General features: G+C 71.3%; 26 protein-coding genes. 7 read left to right on the forward strand and 19 right to left on the reverse strand.

Annotated elements, in window-relative coordinates:
• Position 1: 1 nt before the first annotated feature.
• The 5 genes from carA to pyrR all read right to left on the reverse strand — a co-directional run bounded on the left by carA (position 2) and on the right by pyrR (position 4,533).
• A complete protein-coding gene (gene carA / locus E1181_RS22180; RefSeq protein ID WP_132677579.1) occupies positions 2-1,123 on the reverse strand; it encodes a glutamine-hydrolyzing carbamoyl-phosphate synthase small subunit in 1,122 nt (373 codons plus the stop codon).
• 71 nt (positions 1,124-1,194) lie between these two features.
• A complete protein-coding gene (locus E1181_RS22185; protein ID WP_132677580.1) occupies positions 1,195-1,716 on the reverse strand; it encodes a PH-like domain-containing protein in 522 nt (173 codons plus the stop codon).
• Positions 1,716-3,014, reverse strand: coding sequence for a dihydroorotase (locus E1181_RS22190; protein WP_132677581.1), 1,299 nt, complete (start codon positions 3,012-3,014; stop codon positions 1,716-1,718). Before E1181_RS22190 ends, E1181_RS22185 begins: the two co-directional genes overlap by 1 nt.
• A complete protein-coding gene (locus E1181_RS22195) occupies positions 3,011-3,943 on the reverse strand; it encodes an aspartate carbamoyltransferase catalytic subunit (protein ID WP_132677582.1) in 933 nt (310 codons plus the stop codon). The genes E1181_RS22190 and E1181_RS22195 overlap by 4 nt, the downstream gene beginning before the upstream one ends.
• Positions 3,943-4,533: a bifunctional pyr operon transcriptional regulator/uracil phosphoribosyltransferase PyrR gene (gene pyrR / locus E1181_RS22200; RefSeq protein ID WP_132677583.1), complete on the reverse strand. Its 591-nt coding sequence runs from the start codon at positions 4,531-4,533 to the stop codon at positions 3,943-3,945. Before pyrR ends, E1181_RS22195 begins: the two co-directional genes overlap by 1 nt.
• 288 nt (positions 4,534-4,821) lie before the next feature.
• On the opposite strand from pyrR, the gene bldD reads away from it, so the two are divergent.
• Positions 4,822-5,310 carry a transcriptional regulator BldD gene (gene bldD / locus E1181_RS22205; RefSeq protein ID WP_010311046.1) on the forward strand — a complete coding sequence of 163 codons (489 nt, stop codon included), beginning with the start codon at positions 4,822-4,824 and terminating at the stop codon, positions 5,308-5,310.
• Positions 5,311-5,703: 393 nt separating this feature from the next.
• Here bldD and nusB read toward each other — a convergent pair whose 3' ends face one another.
• The 3 genes from nusB to E1181_RS22220 all read right to left on the reverse strand — a co-directional run bounded on the left by nusB (position 5,704) and on the right by E1181_RS22220 (position 7,912).
• Positions 5,704-6,156 carry a transcription antitermination factor NusB gene (gene nusB, locus E1181_RS22210; protein ID WP_132677584.1) on the reverse strand — a complete coding sequence of 151 codons (453 nt, stop codon included), beginning with the start codon at positions 6,154-6,156 and terminating at the stop codon, positions 5,704-5,706.
• Complete coding sequence (gene efp, locus E1181_RS22215) at positions 6,153-6,719, reverse strand: elongation factor P (RefSeq protein WP_132677585.1); 567 nt, start codon at positions 6,717-6,719, stop codon at positions 6,153-6,155. Before efp ends, nusB begins: the two co-directional genes overlap by 4 nt.
• Before the next feature lie 83 nt (positions 6,720-6,802).
• On the reverse strand, positions 6,803-7,912 hold the full coding sequence (locus E1181_RS22220; protein ID WP_132677586.1) for a M24 family metallopeptidase: 1,110 nt from the start codon (positions 7,910-7,912) through the stop codon (positions 6,803-6,805).
• Between the two features lie 180 nt (positions 7,913-8,092).
• Between E1181_RS22220 and E1181_RS22225 the strand changes: the two genes are divergently transcribed.
• The gene (locus E1181_RS22225) at positions 8,093-8,611 is read left to right on the forward strand and encodes a methylated-DNA--[protein]-cysteine S-methyltransferase (protein WP_132677587.1); all 519 of its coding nucleotides are present in this window, start codon (positions 8,093-8,095) and stop codon (positions 8,609-8,611) included.
• On the opposite strand, the gene E1181_RS22230 is transcribed toward E1181_RS22225, so the two are convergent.
• Both E1181_RS22230 and E1181_RS22235 read right to left on the reverse strand, forming a co-directional pair.
• Positions 8,555-9,250, reverse strand: coding sequence for a spermidine synthase (locus E1181_RS22230; RefSeq protein ID WP_132677588.1), 696 nt, complete (start codon positions 9,248-9,250; stop codon positions 8,555-8,557). The genes E1181_RS22225 and E1181_RS22230 overlap by 57 nt on opposite strands.
• A 212-nt stretch (positions 9,251-9,462) precedes the next feature.
• Complete coding sequence (locus E1181_RS22235; RefSeq protein WP_132677607.1) at positions 9,463-10,752, reverse strand: MFS transporter; 1,290 nt, start codon at positions 10,750-10,752, stop codon at positions 9,463-9,465.
• An 80-nt stretch (positions 10,753-10,832) separates the two neighbouring features.
• Here E1181_RS22235 and E1181_RS22240 point away from each other — a divergent pair, with 80 nt between their 5' ends.
• Together E1181_RS22240 and E1181_RS22245 are read left to right on the forward strand one after the other, a co-directional pair.
• The gene (locus E1181_RS22240) at positions 10,833-11,780 is read left to right on the forward strand and encodes a GlxA family transcriptional regulator (RefSeq protein WP_207922255.1); all 948 of its coding nucleotides are present in this window, start codon (positions 10,833-10,835) and stop codon (positions 11,778-11,780) included.
• Between the two features lie 83 nt (positions 11,781-11,863).
• Entirely contained in the window at positions 11,864-12,520 is a 657-nt protein-coding gene (locus tag E1181_RS22245; RefSeq protein WP_132677590.1) for a DUF4232 domain-containing protein, read from the forward strand.
• A gap of 85 nt (positions 12,521-12,605) precedes the next feature.
• On the opposite strand, the gene E1181_RS22250 is transcribed toward E1181_RS22245, so the two are convergent.
• The 8 genes from E1181_RS22250 to E1181_RS22285 all read right to left on the reverse strand — a co-directional run bounded on the left by E1181_RS22250 (position 12,606) and on the right by E1181_RS22285 (position 19,006).
• The gene (locus E1181_RS22250; protein ID WP_235876949.1) at positions 12,606-14,054 is read right to left on the reverse strand and encodes a glycoside hydrolase family protein; all 1,449 of its coding nucleotides are present in this window, start codon (positions 14,052-14,054) and stop codon (positions 12,606-12,608) included.
• The gene (gene aroQ / locus E1181_RS22255) at positions 14,054-14,488 is read right to left on the reverse strand and encodes a type II 3-dehydroquinate dehydratase (protein ID WP_132677591.1); all 435 of its coding nucleotides are present in this window, start codon (positions 14,486-14,488) and stop codon (positions 14,054-14,056) included. The genes E1181_RS22250 and aroQ overlap by 1 nt, the downstream gene beginning before the upstream one ends.
• Entirely contained in the window at positions 14,485-15,594 is a 1,110-nt protein-coding gene (aroB, locus tag E1181_RS22260; RefSeq protein ID WP_132677592.1) for a 3-dehydroquinate synthase, read from the reverse strand. Before aroB ends, aroQ begins: the two co-directional genes overlap by 4 nt.
• 212 nt (positions 15,595-15,806) lie before the next feature.
• Positions 15,807-16,322, reverse strand: a complete 516-nt coding sequence (locus tag E1181_RS22265) for a shikimate kinase (protein ID WP_235876950.1) — start codon at positions 16,320-16,322, stop codon at positions 15,807-15,809.
• Positions 16,322-17,527 (reverse strand): chorismate synthase, encoded by a 1,206-nt coding sequence (gene aroC, locus E1181_RS22270; protein ID WP_132677594.1) that lies wholly within the window; start codon positions 17,525-17,527, stop codon positions 16,322-16,324. The genes E1181_RS22265 and aroC overlap by 1 nt, the downstream gene beginning before the upstream one ends.
• A 48-nt stretch (positions 17,528-17,575) precedes the next feature.
• On the reverse strand, positions 17,576-18,157 hold the full coding sequence (locus E1181_RS22275) for a prepilin peptidase (protein WP_132677595.1): 582 nt from the start codon (positions 18,155-18,157) through the stop codon (positions 17,576-17,578).
• 160 nt (positions 18,158-18,317) lie between these two features.
• Positions 18,318-18,773, reverse strand: a complete 456-nt coding sequence (locus E1181_RS22280) for a PTS sugar transporter subunit IIA (RefSeq protein ID WP_132677596.1) — start codon at positions 18,771-18,773, stop codon at positions 18,318-18,320.
• Entirely contained in the window at positions 18,770-19,006 is a 237-nt protein-coding gene (locus tag E1181_RS22285) for a glucose PTS transporter subunit EIIB (protein ID WP_132677597.1), read from the reverse strand. The genes E1181_RS22280 and E1181_RS22285 overlap by 4 nt, the downstream gene beginning before the upstream one ends.
• Positions 19,007-19,250: 244 nt before the next feature.
• On the opposite strand from E1181_RS22285, the gene E1181_RS22290 reads away from it, so the two are divergent.
• From E1181_RS22290 to E1181_RS22300, 3 genes are all read left to right on the forward strand, one after another.
• On the forward strand, positions 19,251-20,018 hold the full coding sequence (locus tag E1181_RS22290) for a GntR family transcriptional regulator (protein WP_132677598.1): 768 nt from the start codon (positions 19,251-19,253) through the stop codon (positions 20,016-20,018).
• A gap of 88 nt (positions 20,019-20,106) precedes the next feature.
• Complete coding sequence (locus E1181_RS22295; protein WP_132677599.1) at positions 20,107-21,363, forward strand: PTS transporter subunit EIIC; 1,257 nt, start codon at positions 20,107-20,109, stop codon at positions 21,361-21,363.
• 42 nt (positions 21,364-21,405) lie between these two features.
• Positions 21,406-21,669: an HPr family phosphocarrier protein gene (locus E1181_RS22300; RefSeq protein ID WP_132677600.1), complete on the forward strand. Its 264-nt coding sequence runs from the start codon at positions 21,406-21,408 to the stop codon at positions 21,667-21,669.
• A 151-nt stretch (positions 21,670-21,820) separates the two neighbouring features.
• On the opposite strand, the gene E1181_RS22305 is transcribed toward E1181_RS22300, so the two are convergent.
• Positions 21,821-22,636, reverse strand: coding sequence for a shikimate dehydrogenase (locus E1181_RS22305; protein ID WP_235876953.1), 816 nt, complete (start codon positions 22,634-22,636; stop codon positions 21,821-21,823).
• Positions 22,637-22,655: the final 19 nt, after the last annotated feature.

Here is a 22,655-nt window from a genome sequence, read left to right on the forward strand (position 1 = left end):
GTCAGCGGGCCTCGCTCATCAGATCAACGAACTTGTCGAACAGGGGCGCCGCGTCGTGCGGACCGGCCGCCGCCTCGGGGTGGTACTGGACGGAGAAGGCCGGGCCGTTGAGCAGCCGCAGACCTTCGACGGCACCGTCGTTGGCGCAGTGGTGGGACACGATCGCGCGGCCGAAGTCGGTGTCGAACTCCTCGCCCGGCTCGCCTTCCACGGCGAAACCGTGGTTCTGCGCGGTGATCGCGACCCTGCCGGTCTCCTGGTCGATGACCGGGATGTTGATGCCGCGGTGGCCGTACTGCAGCTTGTAGGTGCCGCGACCCAGCGCGCGACCGAGGACCTGGTTGCCGAAGCAGATGCCGAACAGCGGCAGCTTCCGGTCCAGGGCCTGGCGGGTCAGCTCGACCTGCGCGTCGGTGGTCGCCGGGTCACCGGGACCGTTGGACAGGAACAGGCCGTCCGGCGCGATCTCCAGGATCTCGTCCATCGTGGACGCCAGCGGCATCACGTGGATCTCGATGCCCCGCTGGGCCATCATCCGCGGCGTGTTCGCCTTGATGCCCATGTCCAGCGCGGCCACCGTGAACCGCTTCTGGCCGTTGGCCGGGATCACGTAGGACTTGCCCGTGGTGACATCGCCCGCCAGGGACGCGCCCACCATCTCCGAGGAGTCCTTCACCGCGGCGACCATCTGCTCGTCCGAGACCAGCTCGGGGCCCGAGAAGATGCCACCGCGCATCGCGCCCAGCTCGCGCACGTGACGGGTCAGGGTGCGGGTGTCGATCCCGGAGATGCCGACGACGCCCTGGTTGGTCAGCTCGTCGTCCAGGCTGCGGGTGGAGCGCCAGTTCGACGGGCGGCGGGCGGGGTCGCGCACGGCGTAGCCGGCGACCCAGATCTTGTCCGACTCGTCGTCCTCGTCGTTCCAGCCGGTGTTGCCGATCTGCGGCGCGGTCTGCACCACGATCTGCCGGTGGTAGGACGGGTCGGTCAGCGTCTCCTGGTAGCCGGTCATGCCCGTGGTGAACACGACCTCCCCGAGGGTGCGGCCCACCTTGCCGTAAGCCTCCCCGCGGAAGATCCGGCCGTCCTCCAGCACCAACGCGGCCGGTGTGTACGCGGTCATTTCTCCTCCTGTGCTGGCGTGGGGATGACCCACGCCCCGGTCGGTCGGATGAACGTCGGCGAGAACGTCGTTCATCCGTCCTCCGACTCGTTCGAAGTCGTGCGAGAGGGCAGCGATCGGATCGCCTCGACCCACTCGGTCTGCGCTTGCTTGTCGTCGCCGCGGAACCCGGTGTCCAGCAGCTGATCGCCGAGACGCCAGGTCACCACCACCAGACCGGCACCGGGCACGACCTTGTTGGCCAGCTTGTGGTCCAGCCGGGCGTCCACCACGGACTCGGCCGGGACCCACACCGCCGAAGCGCCGTCGCGCTCGATCAGCAGGCCGCTGGTGTGCAGGTGCGCGGTCCCGTTGGCGCGGTGCCCGATGTCGCCGACCGCGATGCGGTCCTGCCAGTCATCGGCGCTGGTCGTGCCGATGTACATGCCGGTGGCGGGGGTCAGGGTCTCGGCGCCGGGGTCGGCCGGCCGCTCCGGGAAGGGAGGCAGCGCGGCCGCCTGTCGTCGGGCTCGGGCCAGCCAGCCGCGCCGCATCCCGAAGAACACCAGCGCCGCCAGCGCGGCGAGCGCGAGCACCCACAGCAAGCGTTCCATCAGCGCCTCACCTTGCCTTCGTGCGCGGTCACCGAACCGCGCAGCAGCGTCGCGACGACCCGACCGGGCAGCCGCATTCCCTCGAAGGGCGAGTTCTGCCCCAGGCTGGCCAGCTCCGCGGCGCGCACCGTCCACTCCGCGTCCGGGTCGACCAGCGCGAGGTTGGCGGGTTCGCCGACGGCGATCGGCCGTCCCTGGCCGGTCAGACCGGCGATCTCGGCGGGACGCTCGGAGAGCACCCGCGCGACACCGCGCCAGTCCAGCAGGCCCGAGCGCACCATCGTCCGCGTCACGATGCCCAGCGCGGTCTGCAGTCCGAGCATTCCCGGCTTGGCCGCGGACCACTCGCAGTCCTTGTCCTGGGCGGCGTGCGGGGCGTGGTCGGTGGCCACGCAGTCCACGGTCCCGTCGGCCAGCGCCCGGCGCAGGGCCAGGGCGTCGTCGTCGGTGCGCAGCGGCGGGTTGACCTTGTTGACCGGGTCGTAGGTCTCCAGCCGCTCGTCGGTGAGCAGCAGGTGGTGCGGCGTCACCTCGGCCGAGACGGTGCCGTCGGTCTCGCGGCCCTTGAAGAACCGCAGCAGCTCGGCGGTGCCGGCGGTGGAGACGTGGCAGACGTGCAGGGTTCCGCCGGTGTGCGCGGCCAGCAGGCAGTCGCGCGCCACGATGGACTCCTCCGCCGGAGCGGGCCAGCCCGCCAGGCCCAGCCGGGCCGCGTTCGGGCCCTCGTGCGCCTGCGCGCCGACCGTCAGCCGCGGCTCCTCGGCGTGCTGGGCGACCAGACCGCCGAACGAGCGGGTGTACTCCAGCGCGCGGCGCATGAGCAGCGGGTCGTGCACGCACTTGCCGTCGTCGGAGAAGACCCGCACCTCGGCGGCCGAGTGCCGCATGGTGCCCAGCTCGGCGAGCTTCTCCCCCGCCAGGCCGACGGTGACCGCGCCCACCGGGTGCACGTCGACCAGGCCGACCTCGCGGCCGCGGCGCCACACGTGCTCGACGATCACGGCGTTGTCGGCGACCGGATCGGTGTTGGCCATCGCGAACACGGCGGTGTAGCCGCCCAGCGCGGCGGCCATCGAGCCGGTCTCGATCGTCTCGGCGTCCTCGCGGCCGGGTTCGCGCAGGTGGGTGTGCAGGTCCACGAAGCCCGGCAGCACGACCGCGCCGCCGCCCTGCACGATCTCGTCGGCGTCGACGCTCAGGTCCGCGCCGATCTCGGCGATCGCGGTGCCCTCGACGAGCACGTCGACCGGCTCGCCCTCTCCATAAGGGCGGACGTCCTTCAGCAACACGCGAGTCATGCGGCGAGCTCCTCTCCGGCCAGCAGGTGGTAGAGCACCGCCATCCGCACGTGCACGCCGTTGCCGACCTGCTGGGTGATGGCGGCGCGCGGCGAATCGGCCACCGCCGGCACGATCTCCATGCCGCGCAGCATCGGGCCCGGGTGGAGCACGACCGCGTGCTCGGGCAGCTTCGCCAGCCGCTTCTCGTTGAGCCCGTAGGCGATCGAGTACTCGCGGGCCGACGGGAAGAACCCGCCGTGCATCCGCTCGGCCTGCACCCGCAGCAGCATGACCGCGTCCAGCTTGGGCAGTTCCGGGTCGAGCTCGTGGCGCACCTCGGCGCCCCAGTGCTCGATGCCGGTGGGCACCAGCGTCGGCGGCGCGATGAGCGTCACCTCGGCCCCCAGCGTCCGCAGCAGGTGCACGTTGGACCGCGCGACGCGGCTGTGCAGCAGGTCGCCCACGATGCCGATGCGACGCCCTGAGACGTCCCCCAGGCGCTCCCGCAGGGTCGCCGCGTCCAACAGGGCCTGGGTGGGGTGCTCGTGCATCCCATCGCCCGCGTTGACGACCTGGGTGCCGTCGGCCTCCAGCCAGCCGGCGAGCCGGTGGGCGGCGCCGGAGGCGGGGTGCCGGATGATCACGCAGTCCGCGCCGGCCGCCGCCAGCGTCAGCGCGGTGTCCCGGAGGGACTCGCCCTTGCCGACCGACGAGCTGCTGGCCGACACGTTGATCACGTCGGCGCTCATCCACTTCCCGGCGACCTCGAAGGACACCCGGGTCCGGGTGGAGTTCTCGTAGAACAGGGTCACCACGGTGCGCCCGCGCAACGTGGGGAGCTTCTTCACCTCGCGCCCCAGCAACGTCTGCTTGAGCGTGTCGGCGGTGTCGAGGACGGCGGTCGCGTCGGCGGCGGACAGGCCCTCGGTGGACAGCAGGTGGCGCATCACACCTCCTCCTGTTCCTTGTGGATCACCACGCGGTCCTCGCCGTCCGTTTCGGACAGCTGCACCGCCACGTCCTCGCTGCGGGAGGTCGGGATGTTCTTGCCCACGTAGTCCGCGCGGATCGGCAGTTCCCGGTGACCCCGGTCCACCAGCACGGCCAGCTGGACCGAGCGGGGGCGGCCCTGGTCGCGCAGGGCGTCGAGGGCGGCGCGCACGGTGCGGCCGGAGAAGAGCACGTCGTCGACGAGCACGACCAGCTTGTGGTCGATGCCACCCGGCGGCAGGTTGGTGGGCTCCAGCGGCCGGTTGGGCTGGGAGCGCAGGTCGTCGCGGAAGAGCGTGATGTCCAGGGTGCCGACGGGAACCGTCACGCCGCTGAACTCGCTGATCTTGTCCGCCAACCGCCTGGCCAGCGGCGTTCCCCTCGTGGGAACGCCCAGCAGCACCACGGAGCCGTCGCCGGTGTCCAGCGCGGTCTTCTCGATGATCTGGTGCGCGATTCGGGCTATCGTGCGCGCAACGTCACCGGCCGAGAGCAACTCCCGCTGCCCTGCCGGTTCCGCCGCGCTCGCCTGATGGCGAGACGCCACGGTGCGACCTCCTTCTCCGCCTCACAGGACGGGTCCTTAAAGGATGGTGTGTGAGCTGCCCCGCAATCCGGGTTCGTGATGAACCTGCGCATCACCGGGCTGCCCCGTACGCTATCAGCGACAACGGGTCAATCGACCGGGTGGTGTGTTGGCGCTCGCCACATCGGCACCGAAGACCAACTTGACCTGGTGACGCTCGCGAGCGAACATTACTCTCCGTATCGATCTGAGCTTTGCTCCCCGGTCGCCGTTATCGGCTGACGGGGCGAACGAACGGAGAAACGCCACATGGGCGACTACGCCAAGGCGCTGGGCAGCAAACTCCGCGCTATCCGCCAGCAGCAGGGTCTGTCGCTGCACGGCGTCGAGCAGAAGTCTGGCGGACGGTGGAAGGCCGTGGTCGTCGGGTCCTACGAGCGAGGCGACCGCGCGGTGACCGTGCAGAAGCTGGCCGAACTCGCCGATTTCTACGGCGTGCCGGTCGCGGAGCTGCTGCCCGAGGGCCGCGTGCCTTCTGGAGCCGAACCGGCCACGAAGGTCGTGATCAACCTCGAGCGCCTGCAACAACTGCCTGCCGAGAAGGTGGGTCCGCTGGCCCGTTACGCGGCCACGATCCAGAGCCAGCGCGGTGACTACAACGGCAAGGTGCTGTCCATCCGCACCGAAGACCTGCGGTCCCTGGCGATCATCTACGACATGACGCCGGGCGAGCTCACCGAGCAGCTCATCGACTGGGGTGTGCTTCCCCCGGAGGCGCGCCCTGCCCGCGAGGAGTGAAACAACACCGATAGGCGGACCGGGGCACCCAGCGGCGACGCCGCGACGGGTGCCCCTGGGCTTTCAGGGCCCTCACCCGTTCGGTCGCCGGTCGACCCGCCTGTGCTCGCACAGGGCAACGACACGACACCGCCGTTCGGGTGAGGAACCCCACGAACCGAAGAGGGGCACCTGCCGCGCGGCAGGTGCCCCTCTTCGTGGCTGGAAAGTGCGGCGGAAGGCCGCCGCTTCAAGTGCGGGACTCAACTCGCACCGCCGCGGGTTCTCAGCGGTCCTCTGGGGAGGACGCCGCGACGCCGCGTATTGGCATACTCAAGGAGTGGCGCCCGGACTCAGAGGGCCGCTGAGGTTCCGCCACCCGCACCGCCAAGCCGAGCAACCACGCGGACGCCCCTAGTCGACCGGGGTTTCCTCTTTGGGGAGGGTTTTGCGGAGCCTGTCGCGAATCCCCGCCAGGCGTCCCAGGACGCCGTTGACGAAGCGCGGGGAGTCGTCGGTGGACAGCGCCCTGGCCAGCTCCACCGCCTCGTCCACGGCCACCACCGGCGGCACGTCGCCCTTCGGGCACCACAGCAGCTCGTAGAGGCCCAGCCGCAGCACGGCGCGGTCGACGACCGGCATCCGCGAGAGCGTCCAGCCCTCGATGTGCTGGGTGAGCAGCTCGTCGATCCGCTCCCGGTTCTCGTTCACGCCTTCGACGAGGGTGATCGTGTAGTCCGGGACCGGGGCCGTGTCGGGCGCGCCGATCCGGTCTGACATGAGCGTGACGGCATCGGTCTCGCGCAGATCGGCCTCGTAGAGGAAATCGACCGCGCGCTTACGGGCCTTGCTGCGCGAGCCGCTCATTTGGAGTTGACGCGGCTGAGGTACCGGCCGTCGCGCGGGTCGACCTTGACCTTGTCACCGGTGTTCAGGAACAGCGGGACCTGGACCTCGGCACCGGTCTCCAGCGTCGCCGGCTTGGTGCCACCGGTGGAGCGGTCGCCCTGCACGCCGGGGTCGGTGTGCTCGACGAGGAGCTCGACGGAGGCGGGCAGCTCGACGTACAGCGGAGCGTCCTCGTGCCGGGCGACGACGACCTGGCTGTTCTCCAGCATGAACTTCGCGGCGTCGCCGACGACGTCAGGGGTGACGTTGACCTGCTCGAAGGTCTCCGGCTCCATGAAGACGTAGTCGTTGCCGTCGTAGTACAGGTAGGTCATCTCGCGGCGGTCGACGTTGGCGGTGTCGACCTTCACGCCGGCGTTGAAGGTCTTGTCGACGACCTTGCCGGAGAGCACGTTCTTGAGGGTGGTGCGGACGAAGGCGCCGCCCTTGCCGGGCTTGACGTGCTGGAAGTTGACGACGGACCACAGCTGGCCGTCGAGGTTGAGCACCAGTCCGTTCTTCAGGTCGTTCGTGGAAGCCACGTGGGGGTTCTCCTGTGGTGATGGCTTGGTGTTGCGCCGGGCCGCGACGGGGTGCCGGCGAAATTCCGCGCACTCGTCGTGCGTCAGACTTCGACGAGCTCTTTGGTCGTCAGGGTGAGGAGCTCCGGTGTGCCGGGCCGCACGACCAGCGTGTCCTCGATGCGGACCCCGCCCCGCCCGGCCAGATAGACGCCAGGCTCGACGGTGACCGCCATCCTCTCGGCGATTCTACCGTCCCCGCGCTGCGACAACGTGGGCGCCTCGTGGATCTCCAGCCCCACGCCGTGTCCCAAGCCGTGCAGGAACTGCTCCCCGTACCCCGCGTCGGCGATCACCTGGCGGGCCGCGGAGTCGACGTCGCGGACCTCGGTGTCGATCTTCACGGCCGCCCGGCCGGCGGCCTGCGAGGCGCGTACGAGCTCGTAGATCTCGCGCTGCCAGTCGGCGGCCTTGCCCAGCACGACCGTGCGGGTCATGTCCGAGTGGTAGCCGTCGACCAGCGCGCCGAAGTCCATCTTGACGAAGTCGCCGTGGGCCAGCACCGCGTCGGTGGGCCGGTGGTGCGGGACCGCGGAGTGCGGGCCCGCGGCGATGATCGTCTCGAACGACGGGCCGGCGGCGCCGTTGTCCAGCATCCGGGCTTCCAGCTCGCGGGCGACCTCCAGCTCGGTGCGGCCCGCGCGGAGTCCGCCGTGCTCGATGAGGTCGGCCAGCGCGCGGTCGGCGGCGGCGCAGGCCATCCGCAGCGCCTCGATCTCGGTGGCGTCCTTGATCAGCCGCAGCTGCTCGACGATGCCCGGGGCCCGGACCAGCTCGGACTTGCCCGCGGCGTCGTCGAGCACGTCGCGGTTGTCCACGGTCACGTGCTGGGACTCGAAGCCGACCCGCCGGTAGTCGGTGGCCTCCTCGCCGAGGCGGTGGGCGATGGTCAGGTCGCTCGCCCGGTCGATGACGCGTTCCAGGTCCGCGACCTGCTCCTCGGCCTGCGTCAGGTAGCGGCCGTCGGTGCAGAACACCGTGCGGTCCTCGCCGCCCGGACCGTCGGCGGCGTGCACCACCAGCGCGGCGTTGGAACCGGTGAAGCCGGTCAGGTAGCGGATGTTGAGCAGGTCGGTCACCAGCAGGGCGTCCAGGTCCCGCTCCCGCAGTCGGCTGCGGAGTGCGTCTCGTCGGTGGGCGTGCGTTTCGGACATGTTTCGGAGCCTAACTCGCAGGACACGGGATTGGCCTTCGTCGGACGGCCGTTTGCTGAAAGCCGCCAGGACCTTGCGCCCCGCACCCGCTCCGTGCAACTCGGGGGCGCGGAAATCCGCAGGTGAGCGGATCTTTGCGAGCGCGGCCGGGGTGTCGGTGGCGGGCGCTACGCTGAGCCGGTGGAGCTGACGTGGAGCACCGTGCCGGGACCGGTAGGGGACATCACCGTGGTGGCCTCCGAGACCGGTGTGCGGCACGTCGCCTTCGCCGGTCCCGACGTCGCGCTCGCCGAGTTCGGCTCGGCCGCGCCCGGCGGTCTCGCGGACGAGGCGACGGCGCAGCTCGGCGAGTACTTCTCCGGCGAGCGCCGGGAGTTCCGGCTCGCGATCGACTGGGCCGAGCTCGACGGCCTGCGCGCGCACGTGCTGCGGACGCTGCAGGAGCTGGTGCCCTTCGGCGAGACCGTCAGCTACAAGGGCCTCGCGGAGCTCTCCGGCAGACCGGAGGCGTCGCGCGCGGTCGGGTCGATCATGGGTTCCAACCCGGTGCCGCTGATCGTGCCGTGCCACCGGGTGCTGGCCTCCGGCGGCGGGCTCGGCGGATTCGGCCCCGGCCTGGAGGCCAAGCGGAAACTGCTGGTGCTAGAGGGAGTTCTGGAGCCCAGCCTGCTCGAGCTCGACCTGGTGCGAGACGAATAGGTGGTAGGTCGTCCCGCGCTGCCCGAGGGTGACCGGGATGACCAGTTCGGTGCAGTCGCCGAAGACGTCCCGCATCGCGCCGAGCAGTTCGGGCGAGGCGTCGGCCGACCACACCGCCAGCGTGCCGCCGGGGGCGAGCTTGTCCTTGCAGCGCCGGAGGAAACCCGGTCCGTAGAGGGCCGAGTTCTCCTCGTAGACCAGGAAGTCCGGGCCGTTGTCGACGTCGAGCAGCAGCACGTCGCACGCACCGTCGGGCTGCTCGCCCAGGACGGCGGCGATGTCGCCGACGCTGATGCGCACCCGCTCGTCGGCCAGCGCGTTCGCGGTGTCCGTGACCAGCCCGTCGCGGTGCCAGGCGACGAGGTCGGGTTCGATCTCCACCACGTGCGCCTCGCGCACGCGCTCGTCGGCCAGCACCTCGCGCAGGGTGAACCCGAGGCCGAGCCCGCCGATGAGCACCCGGAGCCCGCCGGAGCGCGCGAGGTGGCCGAGGGTGGCGGTGGCCAGCATGCGTTCGGTCTCGGTGTGCGCGGTGTCCATCACGAAAACGCCGTTGACCCGCAGTTCCAGCGCGTCGTCGCGGCGCATCAGCACGAGCTCACCGCGCTCGCCGACCGCACGGGCGAGAAGCTCAGACATGACCCCGGAGGTTACCCCGCCGTTCCCACCGCGCGACGACAACTGGCAATTTCGCAGGTCAGCCGATCTGAAACGATTCTCACCCGACCGACGCGGTGAACCCGCTGGTCACGCGGCCGGAAACCGATTCGCTGCACCATCCGGCCCACACCCCGCTGATCCCCTCGGCCTATTTTCCGATCTTGGGAGCGCTCTGAAGAATGGGCCGCGCCTCAGGCACCCGTCCGGGCCGGATTCGCGCCCCGGTCTGCGGCGGGTCGCCTGGGGGCGTTTCTCCGGATCGATACGGAGAAGGCCGTCGCCAGCAGGCAGAGCAATCCCGATCCGTACCAGGCCAGCGCGTAGTCGCCGAAGTGGTCGCGGATCAGCCCGGCCCCGCCGGCGACGGCCGCCGCACCCACCTGGTGCGAGGCGAACACCCAGCCGAACACCACCGAGGCCTTCGGCCCGAAGTGCTCGCGGCACAGCGCCATCGTCGGCGGCACCGTGGCGACCCAGTCCAGGCCGTAGAAGACGACGAACATCACCATCTCCACCCCCGGTGTCGGGGCGAACAGCTGCGGCAGCACGAACAGCGAGGCGCCGCGCAGCGTGTAGTAGACGGCCAGCAGCACGCGCGGGTTGATCTTGTCGGTGAGGTAGCCCGACGCCACGGTGCCGAGCACGTCGAAGACGCCGATGAGCGCGAGCAGCCCGGCGGCCATCGCGGTGGGCATCCCGTGGTCGTGCGCAGCGGGCACGAAGTGGGTGTTGACCAGGCCGTTGGTGCTGGCTCCGCAGATCGCGAAACCGCCTGCCAGCAACCAGAAGGCGGGCGTGCGGGCCGCTTCCGCGAGCGTCCTGATGGCGAGCACCGCGGGATTTCCCCTGTCCTGCGCGGGTTCCGGCTCCTCCCCGGTGGCTCCGTAGGCGGAAACCCCGAGATCGCGCGGGTGTTCGCGCATCACGAGCCAGACGACGACGGCGACCAGCAGCGCGGCGGCGGTGATGGTCAGCGAGGCCGCGCGCCAGCCCCAGCTCTCCACCAGCATCGCCTCCACCGGCAGGAAGACCAGCTGACCGGTCGCGCTGCCGGCCGTGAGCACGCCGCTGACCAGGCCGCGCCGGGCCACGAACCACCGGTCGACCACCGTGGACACGAACGCCAGCGCCATCGAGCCGGTGCCCAGCCCCACCAGCAGGCCCCAGCACAGGATCAGCTGCCACGGCTCGGTCATGAACACCGTCAGCCCGCTGCCCACCCCCACGAGCAGCAGAGCCGAGGCGGTGACGCGCCGGACGCCGAAGCGCACCATCAGCGCCGCGGCGAACGGCGCGGTCAGCCCGAACAGCAGCAGGTTCAGCGACACCGCTGCCGAGATCAGCCCGTGCGGCCAGCCGAACTCCCGGTGCAGCGGATCCATCAGCACCCCGGGCGCCGACCGGAAGGCGGCGGCCCCCACCAGAGCGATGAACGCGACGACGGCGATCGACCAGGCGGGGTGAACCCGCGCGGGCAGCATGCGAACCATGCTGACCAGCGTGATCGAGCGCTGGAAGCCGAACCAGTGGCCGGAGGGACACAATGTGGGAAGATTCGGCCATGAGGCCGCATCGGATCGCCGTGCTCGGCGTGGAGACCGTCGTCGGGTTCGACCTGGCGATACCGCCGCAGATCTTCGCGGGCGCCACCGGGCCGGACGGACCGCTCTACGAGGTGCGCGTGTGCAGCATCGACGGCGGGCCGCTGGCCACGAACAGGGGCTTCACGGTCCTGCCCGAGTGCGGCACCGACGCGCTGCGCGGGCCGGACACCGTCATCGTGCCCGGCGTCGACACCGAGACCTTCACCGAGGACCCCAAGGTCACCGACTACCTGCGGAACCTGCCCGCGGGCACCCGGATCATGTCGATCTGCACCGGCGCGTTCGTGCTCGCCGCCGCGGGCCTGCTCGACGGCCGCCCGGCGACCACGCACTGGGCGCACGCCGACCGGTTCCGCGAGATGTTCCCGCACGTCGAGCTGCGCCCGGACGTGCTGTTCGTCGACGACGGCGACCTGCTGACCTCCGCTGGAGTCGCCGCCGGGATCGACCTGTGCCTGCACGTCATCCGCAACGACCACGGCAGCGAGATCGCCAACCGGGCGGCGAGGCGCAACGTCGTCCCGCCCTGGCGCGACGGCGGGCAGTCCCAGTTCATCGAACGACCTCTGCCCTCCCCCGGCGCCACCGGCACCGCACCCACCCGCGAATGGCTGCTGCACCGGCTCGCCGAACCGCTGACGCTGGAGGCGATCGCCGCGCACGCGGGCATGAGCGTGCGGACCTTCACCCGGCGGTTCCGCGAGGAGACCGGCACCTCGCCGCTGGACTGGCTGCTGGGACAGCGCATCGAGCACGCGCGGCACCTGCTGGAGCACACCGACCTGCCGATCGAGGAAGTCGCGGTCGCCTCCGGGCTCAACACCGCCACCTCGCTGCGCAAGCACCTGCGCGCCCGGCTGGGCATCGGTCCGGCCGCCTACCGGCGAACCTTCCACTCCGACTAGTTACCTCCGCTCACGAGTCGAGCAACCTCCCCGACCGATGCGCGTCTTCTCAAGTGAGTGATCGGTACGGAGAGGCGGAGAACATGACTCGCAAGCGAATCATCCTGGCGGCCACCGCCGCACTGCTCACCGTCGGTCTCAGCGCCTGCGAGGAGGACGGTGCGACGTCATCCAGCAGGGTCGTCGGCGGCTCCTCCCCGGAGCCGCCGACGCACTCCGAGGCGACCGGCAGCACCCCGGCCGCCGAGGTGCCACCACCGGCCGAGACCACGACCTCGAAGACCGAGGCCGACCCGGCACCGCAGACGCGGCTGTGCGAGGTGGGGGACCTCGCCGCGACGGTCGAGTACGTCGACGCGGGCGCGGGAACGGTGCACCACGCGCTGCGGTTCACCAACTCCGGCAGCAGCACCTGCGAGATCCAGGGCTTCGCCGGGGTGTCCTACGTCGGCGGCGACGACGGTCACCAGATCGGCCGGCCCGCGTACCGCGAGGGCAGCAAGGGCCCGGCCGTCATCCTGCAACCCGGCGGGCAGGCGTGGGCGCCGCTGGCGGCCCCGCGCACGGAGAACTACGACTCGGCCACCTGCCGCCCGGAGGAAGCCCGCGGCCTGCGCATCTACCCGCCCCAGGAGTACGACTCGATGTTCGTTCCGCTGACCGGGACGGCCTGCGCCAACCCGGACCTCCCGGGCGAGCAGCTCAAGATCAAGACCCTCCAGCCGGGCTCACCGTACTGAGCACCCCCGTCACAATTTCGCGCGAAATTCGAATCCCCGGAGTCGGGCTCGAATTTCGCGCGAAATTGTGACGGCCGGGCGAGGGTCAGGGCCGGAGGTCGCCTCGGGCGGAGTGGGATCGCCACTGCGCCTCGGTGACGTCGGCGATGGGCGAGGCGTTGGCCCGCGCGGTTTCCGGGGTGACCCGCCAGAGACCGCCGCGGGTGTCGAGGAGACCGACCTCGCCGGTCGGGGAGCGCAGGGCTGGCGCGCCGGAGGCGATCTCGGCGACCACCGGGAGATCGTCCACGGGATCCGGGCGGTCGTCGAGGACCTTCACCGCGACGGTCTCGGCCACCGAGCGGCGTTCGAGCCGGACCCTGGCGCCGTCGTGGACCAGGTCGACCGTGCGGACCGGTGAGGGAACCGCGAAGCCGTCCAGCGCCCGGGCCGCTCGCGGAGCGGTGCCGCAGCCGTCGGCGTCGGTGATGTCGATGCCGAAGTGCCGGATGTCGGTGGGGGCCGGGGCGAGCGCGGTGGCGCGCAGGACGTCGACCGGCACCGTCTCGCACGGGTCCGATGTGGAGGGACGAATCCACCCCTCGCCGTCGCGGACGATTCCCGGACCTTCCTGCCACGGACCGGGAATCGTCACCGGCTCGTACGGGTGGCGGGTGAATTCCGCGTCCCAGAAGGTGATCTGGGTTCCGCCGGTGATCTGATGCGCGATGGCGAAGGCGTCCAGCGTCGGCGAGTAGGCCCAGTCCGCGCTGAACGCGTCGACGACCGACCGGCCGCGCTCCCCACCGGCGGGCCGGAATCCGCGCTCGGTCAACGCCTGAACATCCTTGCCGAACAACGGGTCTCGCGATCGCAGCACGAACTGCCCGGCGCCGTTCCAGCCCGCGCCCTTGGCCGTGGTGTCGGTGAACAGCAGGTAGAACCAGCCGTCCACGAACACCGCCGAGGGCTGCCCGGCGCCGTAGACGTTGCCGCGCGGGACCTCGCCCGCCGCGGTCACGATCGGCGCGGCACCGCGCGTCCACGCCATGCCGTCCGCGCTGGTCGCGACCCCGATGGCGTTGCCGTGCGCGTGATCGCCCGCCGCGCCCGTGTAGTAGAGGTAATAGCGGTCGCCCACGTGCAGCACGGACGGATCGCAGGTGTGCATCCCGTCGAAACGCCCCGGCTCACCGGCGAAGACCGGAACCGCCGGCGCCGCGCCTTCGGCGAACGGACCGTCCGGCGAGGCCGCCGAGGCGTGCAGGACGTCGTCGCCCGCGGGCCCCACCCCCGGCAGCTGGCTGCACCACCACGCGCGGTACCGGCCGTCCTCGGCCAGCACCGACGGCCCGTAGTTGTACGGCGCGGGCAGCCCGCCCGCCGCCACCACACCGGGGCTCCCGCGCTCGGCGGCGGTCCGCAGCTCCACCGGCTGCGGCACCGGAACCGGCCGCTGCCGCTGCACCACCTGCGTCACCGGGCTGCCGGCGACCTGCGTGCAGCCCGCCAGCAGCGCGACAGCGACCAGGCATAACGGCAGCCGGCCGCGCACTACTCCCCCGCGTTCTCGGCCAGCCAGCGGATCGCCAGCGGATACCCGGCCACGCCCAGACCCGCCATCACCGCGGTCGCGATGTCGGACAGGTAGCTGGTGTGCCGGAACGGTTCCCGCTTGTGCACGTTGGAGATGTGCAGCTCGACCAGATCAGCGTTCAGCTGCGAGGCGGCGTCGCGCACCGCCACCGAGTAGTGCGTCCACGCGCCCGCGTTGAGCACCACCGGCCAGGACGCGTCGGCGGCCTCGTGCAGCCAGCCGACCATCTCGCCCTCGTGGTCGGTCTGCCGGACCTCGACCTCGACGCCGAGGTCCTGTCCCGCCTTCTCGCACATCGACACCAGGTCGGCGTAGGTGGTGCTGCCGTAGACGGTGGGCTCGCGCTTGCCGAGCCGGCCGAGGTTGGGTCCGTTGAGGACGAGGACCTTCACAGCAGAACCTCCGTGCTGGACTTGCTCTCACCACCGGTGATCACCGAGTACGCGGCGGCGATCAGCGACGGGTCCGGGCCTTCCAGCCGTTCCGGCTTGGCCAGACCGTCGAGCACCACGAACCGCAGGACACCGGAGCGGTTCTTCTTGTCGGCCTTCATGCCCTCCATCAGCGAGCCCAGCGCGTCCGGGTCGTAGGTGGTCGGCAGGCCGAGCAGGTCGAGGATGCGCTTGTGCCGGTCGGCGGTCTCGTCGTCGAGACGTCCCGCCAGTCGCGCCAGTTCGGCGGCGAAGACCAGGCCGACGCTGACCGCGGCCCCGTGGCGCCAGCGGTAGCGCTCGCGGCGCTCGATGGCGTGGGCCAGCGTGTGCCCGTAGTTGAGCACCTCGCGCAGGTGCGACTCCTTGAGGTCCGACGAGACGACGTCGGCCTTGACCTGGATGGAGCGGCGGACCAGCTCGGCGAGCACGTCACCGCTCGGGTCGGTGGCGGTGTCCGGGTCTTCCTCGATGAGCCGCAGGATCTCCGGGTCGGCGATGAAACCGGCCTTGACGACCTCGGCCATGCCCGCCAGGAGTTCGTTGCGCGGCAGGCCTTCCAGCGTCGCCAGGTCGCACAGCACCAGGCTCGGCTCGTGGAACAGGCCCACCAGGTTCTTGCCCGCGTCGGTGTTGATGCCGGCCTTGCCGCCCACCGCGGCGTCGACCATGCCCAGCAGGGTGGTGGGCACGTGCACGGCCTTCACACCGCGCATCCAGGTGCCCGCGACGAACCCGCCGAGGTCGGTGACCGCGCCGCCGCCGAAGGACACCACGACGCCGTCGCGGTCCATGCCGATCTTGCCCAGCACCTCCCAGCAGAACCCCGCGACCTGCAGGCTCTTGCCGTCCTCGGCGTCGGGGATCTCGACCCGGTGCGCGTCGATGCCGGCCTCGGTCAGCTCCTCGCGGACCGCCTCGATGGTGGCGGTGATCGTGGGCTGGTGCACCAGCGCGACGCTCGACGCCCCGCTCAGGAATTCCACCAGCTCACCGAGCAGACCCCGGCCGACGACCACGTCGTAGGGCTGCTGGCCGTTCACGCTGATCCGAACCGGCTCGGTCATCGTCGTCCCTTCGGCAATCGGGCTATCTAGAGTATCGGGGTCGTTGTGCTTAGCGGTGCGGGTAGGAGAACCTGAGGGACTCCGTGGACTCCGCGCGCCACATACACGGCGTCGCGGCGTGCTCGCCACGAAGCCCCTCAGAACCTCCGGCGGTGCCAGTTGCTTGCCCACTCACCGAAAGAGAAAGTGGCTCCGCCACTTCGAAACACCCCCTAGCTGGCCAGCGCGGCGAGGTCGTCGATGACCTGGTCGACGACCTGCGCCGGTTCGAGCTCGTCGGTGGTGACCTCCACGGCGGCCACCGAGCGGTAGATCGGCAGGCGCGCGTCCAGCAGCGCCTTGAACGTGGCGCGCGGGTTGATCCCGGCCAGCAGCGGGCGCGCGGCGGAGAGCCCCACGCGGCGCGCGCCTTCGGCGAGACCGACCGACAGGAACACCACCGGGTGCCCGGCGAGCCGCTCGCGGGTCAGCTCGGACAGCACCGCGCCGCCGCCGAGCGCCAGCACGCCGTCGTGCTCGCGCAGCGCGGTGTCGACGGCCCGCTCCTCCAGCGCGCGGAAGGCGGGCTCGCCGTCGTTGGCGAAGATGTCGGCGATCTCGCGGCCGGTGCTCTCGACGACGTCGGCGTCGGTGTCGCGGAACTTCACACCGAGGCGTTCGGCCAGCAGCCTGCCGATGGTGGTCTTGCCCGCGCCGGGCGGGCCGATCACGATCGCGCGCGGCGACATCACCGCACCTGCCGCTTCTCCGCGCGCTCGCGCAGCGAGGCGAGGTAGCCCTCGACGTTGCGGCGGGTCTCCGGCAGCGAGTCGCCGCCGAACTTCTCCAGCGCGGCCTCGGCCAGCACCAGCGCCACCATCGTCTCGGCGACCACCGCGGCGCGCGGCACGGCGGTGATGTCGGAGCGCTGGTGCATCGCCTGCGCGGGCTCGCCGGTCACCATGTCCACAGTGGCCAGTGCGCGCGGCAGGCTGGAGATGGGCTTCTTGGCGGCGCGCACGATCAGCGGCTCGCCGTTGGTGATGCCGCCTTCGAGACCGCCCGCGCGGTTGCTGTCGCGGCGGACCCAGTTGACGCCCTGGTCGGGGTAGATCTCGTCGTGCGCGGCGCTGCCCCGGCGGTGGGCGTTGGCGAAGCCCTCGCCGATCTCCACGCCCTTGATCGCCTGGATGCTCATCAGCGCACCGGCCAGGCGGGCGTCGAGCTTGCGGTCCCAGTGCACGTGCGAGCCGATGCCCGGGGGCAGGTTGTAGGCGATGACCTCGACGACGCCGCCGAGGGTGTCGCCGTCCTTCTTCGCGGCGTCGACCTCGGCCATCATCCGCTCGGTGGCCGTGTCGCCGAAGGCGCGGACCGGGTTCTCGTCGATCGCCGCCAGGTCGTCGGGGCCGGGCAGCACCTCGCCGGTGGCGTCCACGCCGCCGAGGCTGACCACGTGGCTGACGATCTCGACGCCGAACAGCTGGCGCAGGAACTGCCGGGCGACGGTGCCGACGGCCACGCGCGCGGCGGTCTCGCGGGCGCTGGCGCGCTCCAGGACCGGGCGGGCCTCGTCGAAGCCGTACTTCTGCATGCCGGCGATGTCGGCGTGGCCGGGCCGCGGGCGGGTCAGCGGCTCGTTGCGGGCCAGGTTGGCCAACACGTCCTCGTCGACCGGGTCGGCGGCCATGACCTGTTCCCACTTGGGCCACTCGGTGTTGCCGATGCGCACCGCGATCGGGCCGCCCTGGGTGCGGCCGTGCCGGACGCCGCCGATGATCTCCAGCTCGTCGGCCTCGAAGTTCATCCGGGGGCTGCGCCCGAAGCCGAGCTTGCGGCGCTCCAGCTGGGTCGCGATCTCGGTCGAGGTCACCTCGACCCCGGCCACCATGCCTTCCAGCACCGCGACGAGGGCGGGGCCGTGCGATTCTCCAGCGGTCATCCAGCGCAACACACCACAGATCCTGCCACGCTCTGCCCTGGGGGAACCCGCCCGGGTGGGTCACGGCCAGCTCAGCGTCACCAGCCAGGACGGAACCAGCACCGCCGGACCGTGCGCGACCGCCCCCGCGCGCCTCCACAGCGCACCGACCAGGGTGAACGCCGCCCCGGCTGCGACGACCCCGGCGACGGCGGGAACGGACACCGCACCCACCACCGCGCCCAGGACTCCGGCGAGCTTGACGTCCCCCGCACCCATCGAGGGCGGGGATATGACCCTGGCCACCAGGTACGTCCCACCGAGCAGGACGAGCCCGGCCGCCGAACCGAGCGCGACGCCCGGCCGGTGCGCCGCGACGACGCTCAGCAGCGCGACGGCGACCGGGTAGGCGGGCAGGGTCAGGGCGTCGGGCAGCCGATGAACCCGCAGGTCGCAAGCGCTGAGGACGACCGCGAGCCAGCCCAGGGCGAGCGGGATCGGCAACCACCACCCGGGTGGCTGCCGGAGGGCCACCAGGGCCCACGCCAGCGACACCCCCGCCTCGCACCAGCCGGGCGGCACGGCTGCGCCCCGGCGGAGCCGGCCCAGCAGGTGGCGTCCGGCCCATCCGGCGAGGGCTCCGGCCGCGATCAACGCGCTCATCCCGACGACGGTGCCGGGACTCCCGCACCGCGCGGCGGACGAACGGCCCGAAGAGTCGCGTGTCGGCACTCGCCTCGGGGCAGTGGTCGGTTTCGGTCCGAACCGCCCGTGATCGAAATCCGTTCTGCCCGGTCGGTTCGGACCAAAACCGCCCGCTACCTCACCCCTCGAGGGTGAACAGCACGTCTCCCGGCAGGACCTGGGTGTCCTCGCGGAGGTCCGCCAGGGACTCCGCCGGGGCGTCCAGGGCCACCACCGGGCAGATCGAGGAGTAGCCCTGCGCCTCGATCTCCGTCGGGTTCCAGGTGATGATCTTCTGCCCGGCCTCGACCGCATCGCCCTTGCCGACGTGCAGCGTGAAGCCCTCGCCCTTGAGCTTGACCGTGTCGATGCCCAGGTGCACCAGCACCGCGCCGCCCGAGGACGCCGCGATCACGAACGCGTGCGGGTGCAGCGTCACGACCTGGCCCGCGACCGGGGCGACCGCGTCGCCCTCGCCTCCGGAGGGTTTCACCGCGACACCGGGACCCACCATGGCCTGCGAGAACACCGGGTCCGGGACGTCGCTGAGCGACGTGGTCAGACCCGCTACCGGACTGCCGACCTCGGTGCTCACATCAGGTCCTCGATGTCGCCGGCCAGCGTGTCCGCCTCCGGTCCGACCACGACCTGGACGACCGTGCCCTGCACCATCACGCCGTGCGCGCCCGCGGCCTTGAGGCCCGCCTCGTCGATCTTCGAGCCGTCCTCGACCTCGCAGCGCAGCCGCGTGATGCACGGCTCGATCTCGACGATGTTGTCCCCGCCGCCCAGCGCGGAGAGGATCGCCTCGGCCTTGTCCTGAGCCACCACGTGCTCCCTTCGTGCTCTCGCCACCGCGGCCAGCGGACCGCGACGCGACGATCTTGCGCCAGGTGATGTCGATGCGGCAACGAAAGCAGAGCCTTGTTGACACCTGATCGCATGACGGCGCATTCTTCGCAACCAACTGGTTTAGACCGGACAGTACCAACGACCGATCGCGGTTCTCATCCGAACCGGCGGCGAGTTCACGACAGCGAACTCACGCCAGGGTGGCACGACAGGAGGCGGCATGGGAGAAGAACCGAGTTCTCTCCAGCACGCGTCCGCTCGCGGGCTGCCCGACGGGCCGATGCCGAAACACGTGCAACTGCGGGAGATCCTGCGCGAGCTGGCCGGCGACGAGCTCCCGCACGGCGCCGCGGTGCCGTCGGAGCGCGAACTGGCGCTGCGCTACGGGGTCTCCCGGCTGACGGTGCGCGAGGCGATCGGCCAGCTGGTCACCGAAGGCCTGCTGGTCCGGGTGCGCGGCAAGGGCACGTTCACCACGCGCCCGCGCATCGACTGGCAGGTGCACCTGGCGTCGTTCACCGAGGACATGCGCCGCCGCGGCATGCACCCGGAGACCGTGCTGCTCGACGCCGCCGAAGCCGTCCCGCCCCCGGCCACCGCGCAGGCGCTCGGCCTGGCACCGCAGCAGACCGCGTTCTGGCTGTTCCGGCTGCGCAAGGCCGACGGGATGCCGATGGCCGTCGAACGCGGTTGGTACCACCCGGACTCGGTCCCCGACCTGCTCGACCAGGACCTCACCGCCTCGCTGTACACGCTGCTGTCCCAGCGGTACCGGCTCCAGCTGGAGTCGGGCACGCAGACGGTGCTGGCCGACGACGCCGACGCCGAAACCGCGCGCCTGCTGGGCATCCGTCCCGGGCGCTCGCTGCTGGTGTTCCGGCGGATCTCCACCGCGCGCGGACGACCGGTGGAGGACATGACCTCCTGGTACCGCGGTGATCGATATCAGGTGACCATGCAGCTCGACCGCGAACCGGGCGAGCCGTGAGGCGAGAACCGGACAAGACGAACCAGCGCACCACCGACATCGTTTGCAATGATCTCCCAACCCCGGTGAACCAAGCAGGAGGTATCCGATGAGTTCCACCGCCGCCAAGGCGAAGGGGAGCAACAGAGGACTCGCGCAACTGCAGCGCATCGGCCGCAGCCTCATGCTGCCGATCGCGGTGCTGCCCGCCGCCGCGCTGCTGCAGCGGCTCGGCCAGGACGACCTGCTCGGCGCGGAAGGCCTCGGAGCCTCCCTGACCTGGTTGCAGACGGTCGCCGGTGTCATCGGCGCTGCCGGTGGCGCGCTGTTCGACAACCTGCCGCTGCTGTTCGCCATCGGTGTCGCGATCGGCTTCGCGAAGAAGGCCGACGGCTCGACGGCCCTGTCCGGCGCGGTCGGCTACCTGGTGCTGCACGGCGTGCTGACCCAGATCGCCGGGACCGAGGAGGGGACCTCGCTCAACAAGAGCCCCTACGGCGTGCTCGGCGGCATCGTCGCCGGTCTGGTGGCGGCCTGGCTGTGGCAGCGCTACCACCGCATCAAGCTGCCGGACTACCTGGGCTTCTTCGGCGGCCGGCGGTTCGTGCCGATCGTGACCGCGGTGGCGATGCTGATCATCGGCGTGGTCATGGGCCTGCTGTTCCCGCTGTTCGACGCCCTGCTCACCGCCTTCTCGGACGCGGTCACCCAGCAGGCGGTCATCGGTGGCGGGCTCTACGGCCTGATCAACCGGCTGCTGCTGCCGTTCGGGCTGCACCACATCCCGAACAACGTGGTCTGGTTCCTCTTCGGCGACTACCACGGCGAGAAGGGCGACATCGCGCGCTTCTTCGCGGGCGACCCCACTGCCGGGACGTTCATGACCGGCTTCTTCCCGATCTTCATGTTCGCGCTGCCCGCCGCGGCGCTGGCGATCTGGCAGTCGGCCAAGCCGGAGCAGCGCAAGGTCGTCGGCGGCGTGATGATCTCGGTCGCGCTGACCTCGTTCCTGACCGGTGTCACCGAGCCGCTGGAGTTCTCGTTCATCTTCGTCGCGTGGCCGCTGCTGCTGATCCACGCGGTGCTGACCGGAACCTCGCTGGCGCTGGTCAACGCGCTGGACATCCACTCCGGCTTCGGGTTCTCCGCCGGTGCGATCGACTACCTGCTCAACTTCGGCATCTCCCAGGGCTCGATCTGGCTGATCCCGATCGGGCTGGGCTACGCGGTCGTCTACTACGTGGTGTTCCGGTTCGTCATCACCAAGTGGAACCTGCGCACCCCGGGTCGCGAGGAGGACGACAGCGCCTCGGCCGATGCGGATAATGCCGGTGGGGGCGCTGCGCCGGCCACCGAGAAGAAGTGAGGCGGCGCGGGTCGGTGCCCCCGCCCCCGACGAAGGAGAGACATGTCTGAACGACGGGTCACCGTAGCGAGCAAGGTCGGGATTCACGCGCGGCCCGCGGCCCTGCTGGCCAAGACGGCCGCGGCCCAACCCGTGGTGATCACCATCCGCAAGGAGGGCAACGAACCCGTCGAGGCGGGCAGCATCCTCGGTCTGATGACCCTGGGCGCCTCCCACGGCGACGAGGTGATCCTGGCGGCCGAGGGCGAGGGCGCCGAGGCGGCCCTCGACGAGGTCGCCAAGCTCGTGGCGACCGACATGGACTGATCCCGGACCGACACGACGGCGGCGCTTCCCTCCCCGGGAGCGCCGCCGTTTTTCGTCTAAGACCGGTTCACGAGGAGCGGCGCGCGGAGTCCACGGAACCGCTCAGGTTCCGCCACCCGCACCGCCGAGCAAAGCAACCCCTCGACAGCCCCTACAGGGGCAGGGCGTGGCCGGTGGCTGCGGCGAGGGCGTCCCGCATGGTGGTGCGCGGAGCCTCCTGCCCGGTGAAGTGCTCGACCTGGCCGAACGCCTGGTGCAGCAGCATGTCCAATCCGGTCGCCAACCGGCCTCCGACAGCGCCGACGGCCTCTGCCAGCGGCGTCGGCCAGGGGTGGTAGACGACGTCGAGCACGCACGCGGCCTTCGCGAGATCCGCCGCGTGGGCGTCCACCGCGCCCGCCGGGAGCGTGGAGACGACCACGTCGTGGCTGGTCGCAGCGTCGGCGAGGTTGATCGAGTCGAGCCGTTCGACCCGGACCCGCAGCCCGATCCGCTCGGCGGCCTCCAGCGCCTCGGCCGCCCGGGAGGGCTCGCGCACCGCCAACGTCGCCTCGGACAGGCCCAGATCGGCGAACGCCGCCAGCGTCGCCACCGCCGTGCCGCCCGCGCCGAGGATCAGACCCGCGTGACCGCCGGTGAAACCACCCGCCACCCGCAGGGCCCCGACGACGCCGTCCACGTCTGTGCAGTCGGCGAACCAGCTCCCGTCCGGCCGGTGGACCAGCGTGTTCGCCGCCCCCACCGCCTCGGCGCGGTCGGCGACCTCATCGGCCACCCGCAGCGCCGCGCGCTTGCCCGGCATCGTCACCGACAGCCCGGCCCACTCCGGGCCGAGACCGCCGACGAACTGCACCAGCCGCTCGGCGTCCGCCTCGACGCGCTCGTAGGTCCAGGGCAGACCGAGCGCGCCGTAGGCGGCACCGTGCAGGACCGGGGACAGCGAGTGCTCGACAGGTTTGCCCAGCACCGCAGCCCGGCGCACCGCT

It is taken from the genome of Saccharopolyspora terrae (assembly GCF_004348435.1).
Taxonomy (GTDB): Bacteria; Actinomycetota; Actinomycetes; order Mycobacteriales; family Pseudonocardiaceae; genus Saccharopolyspora; species Saccharopolyspora endophytica.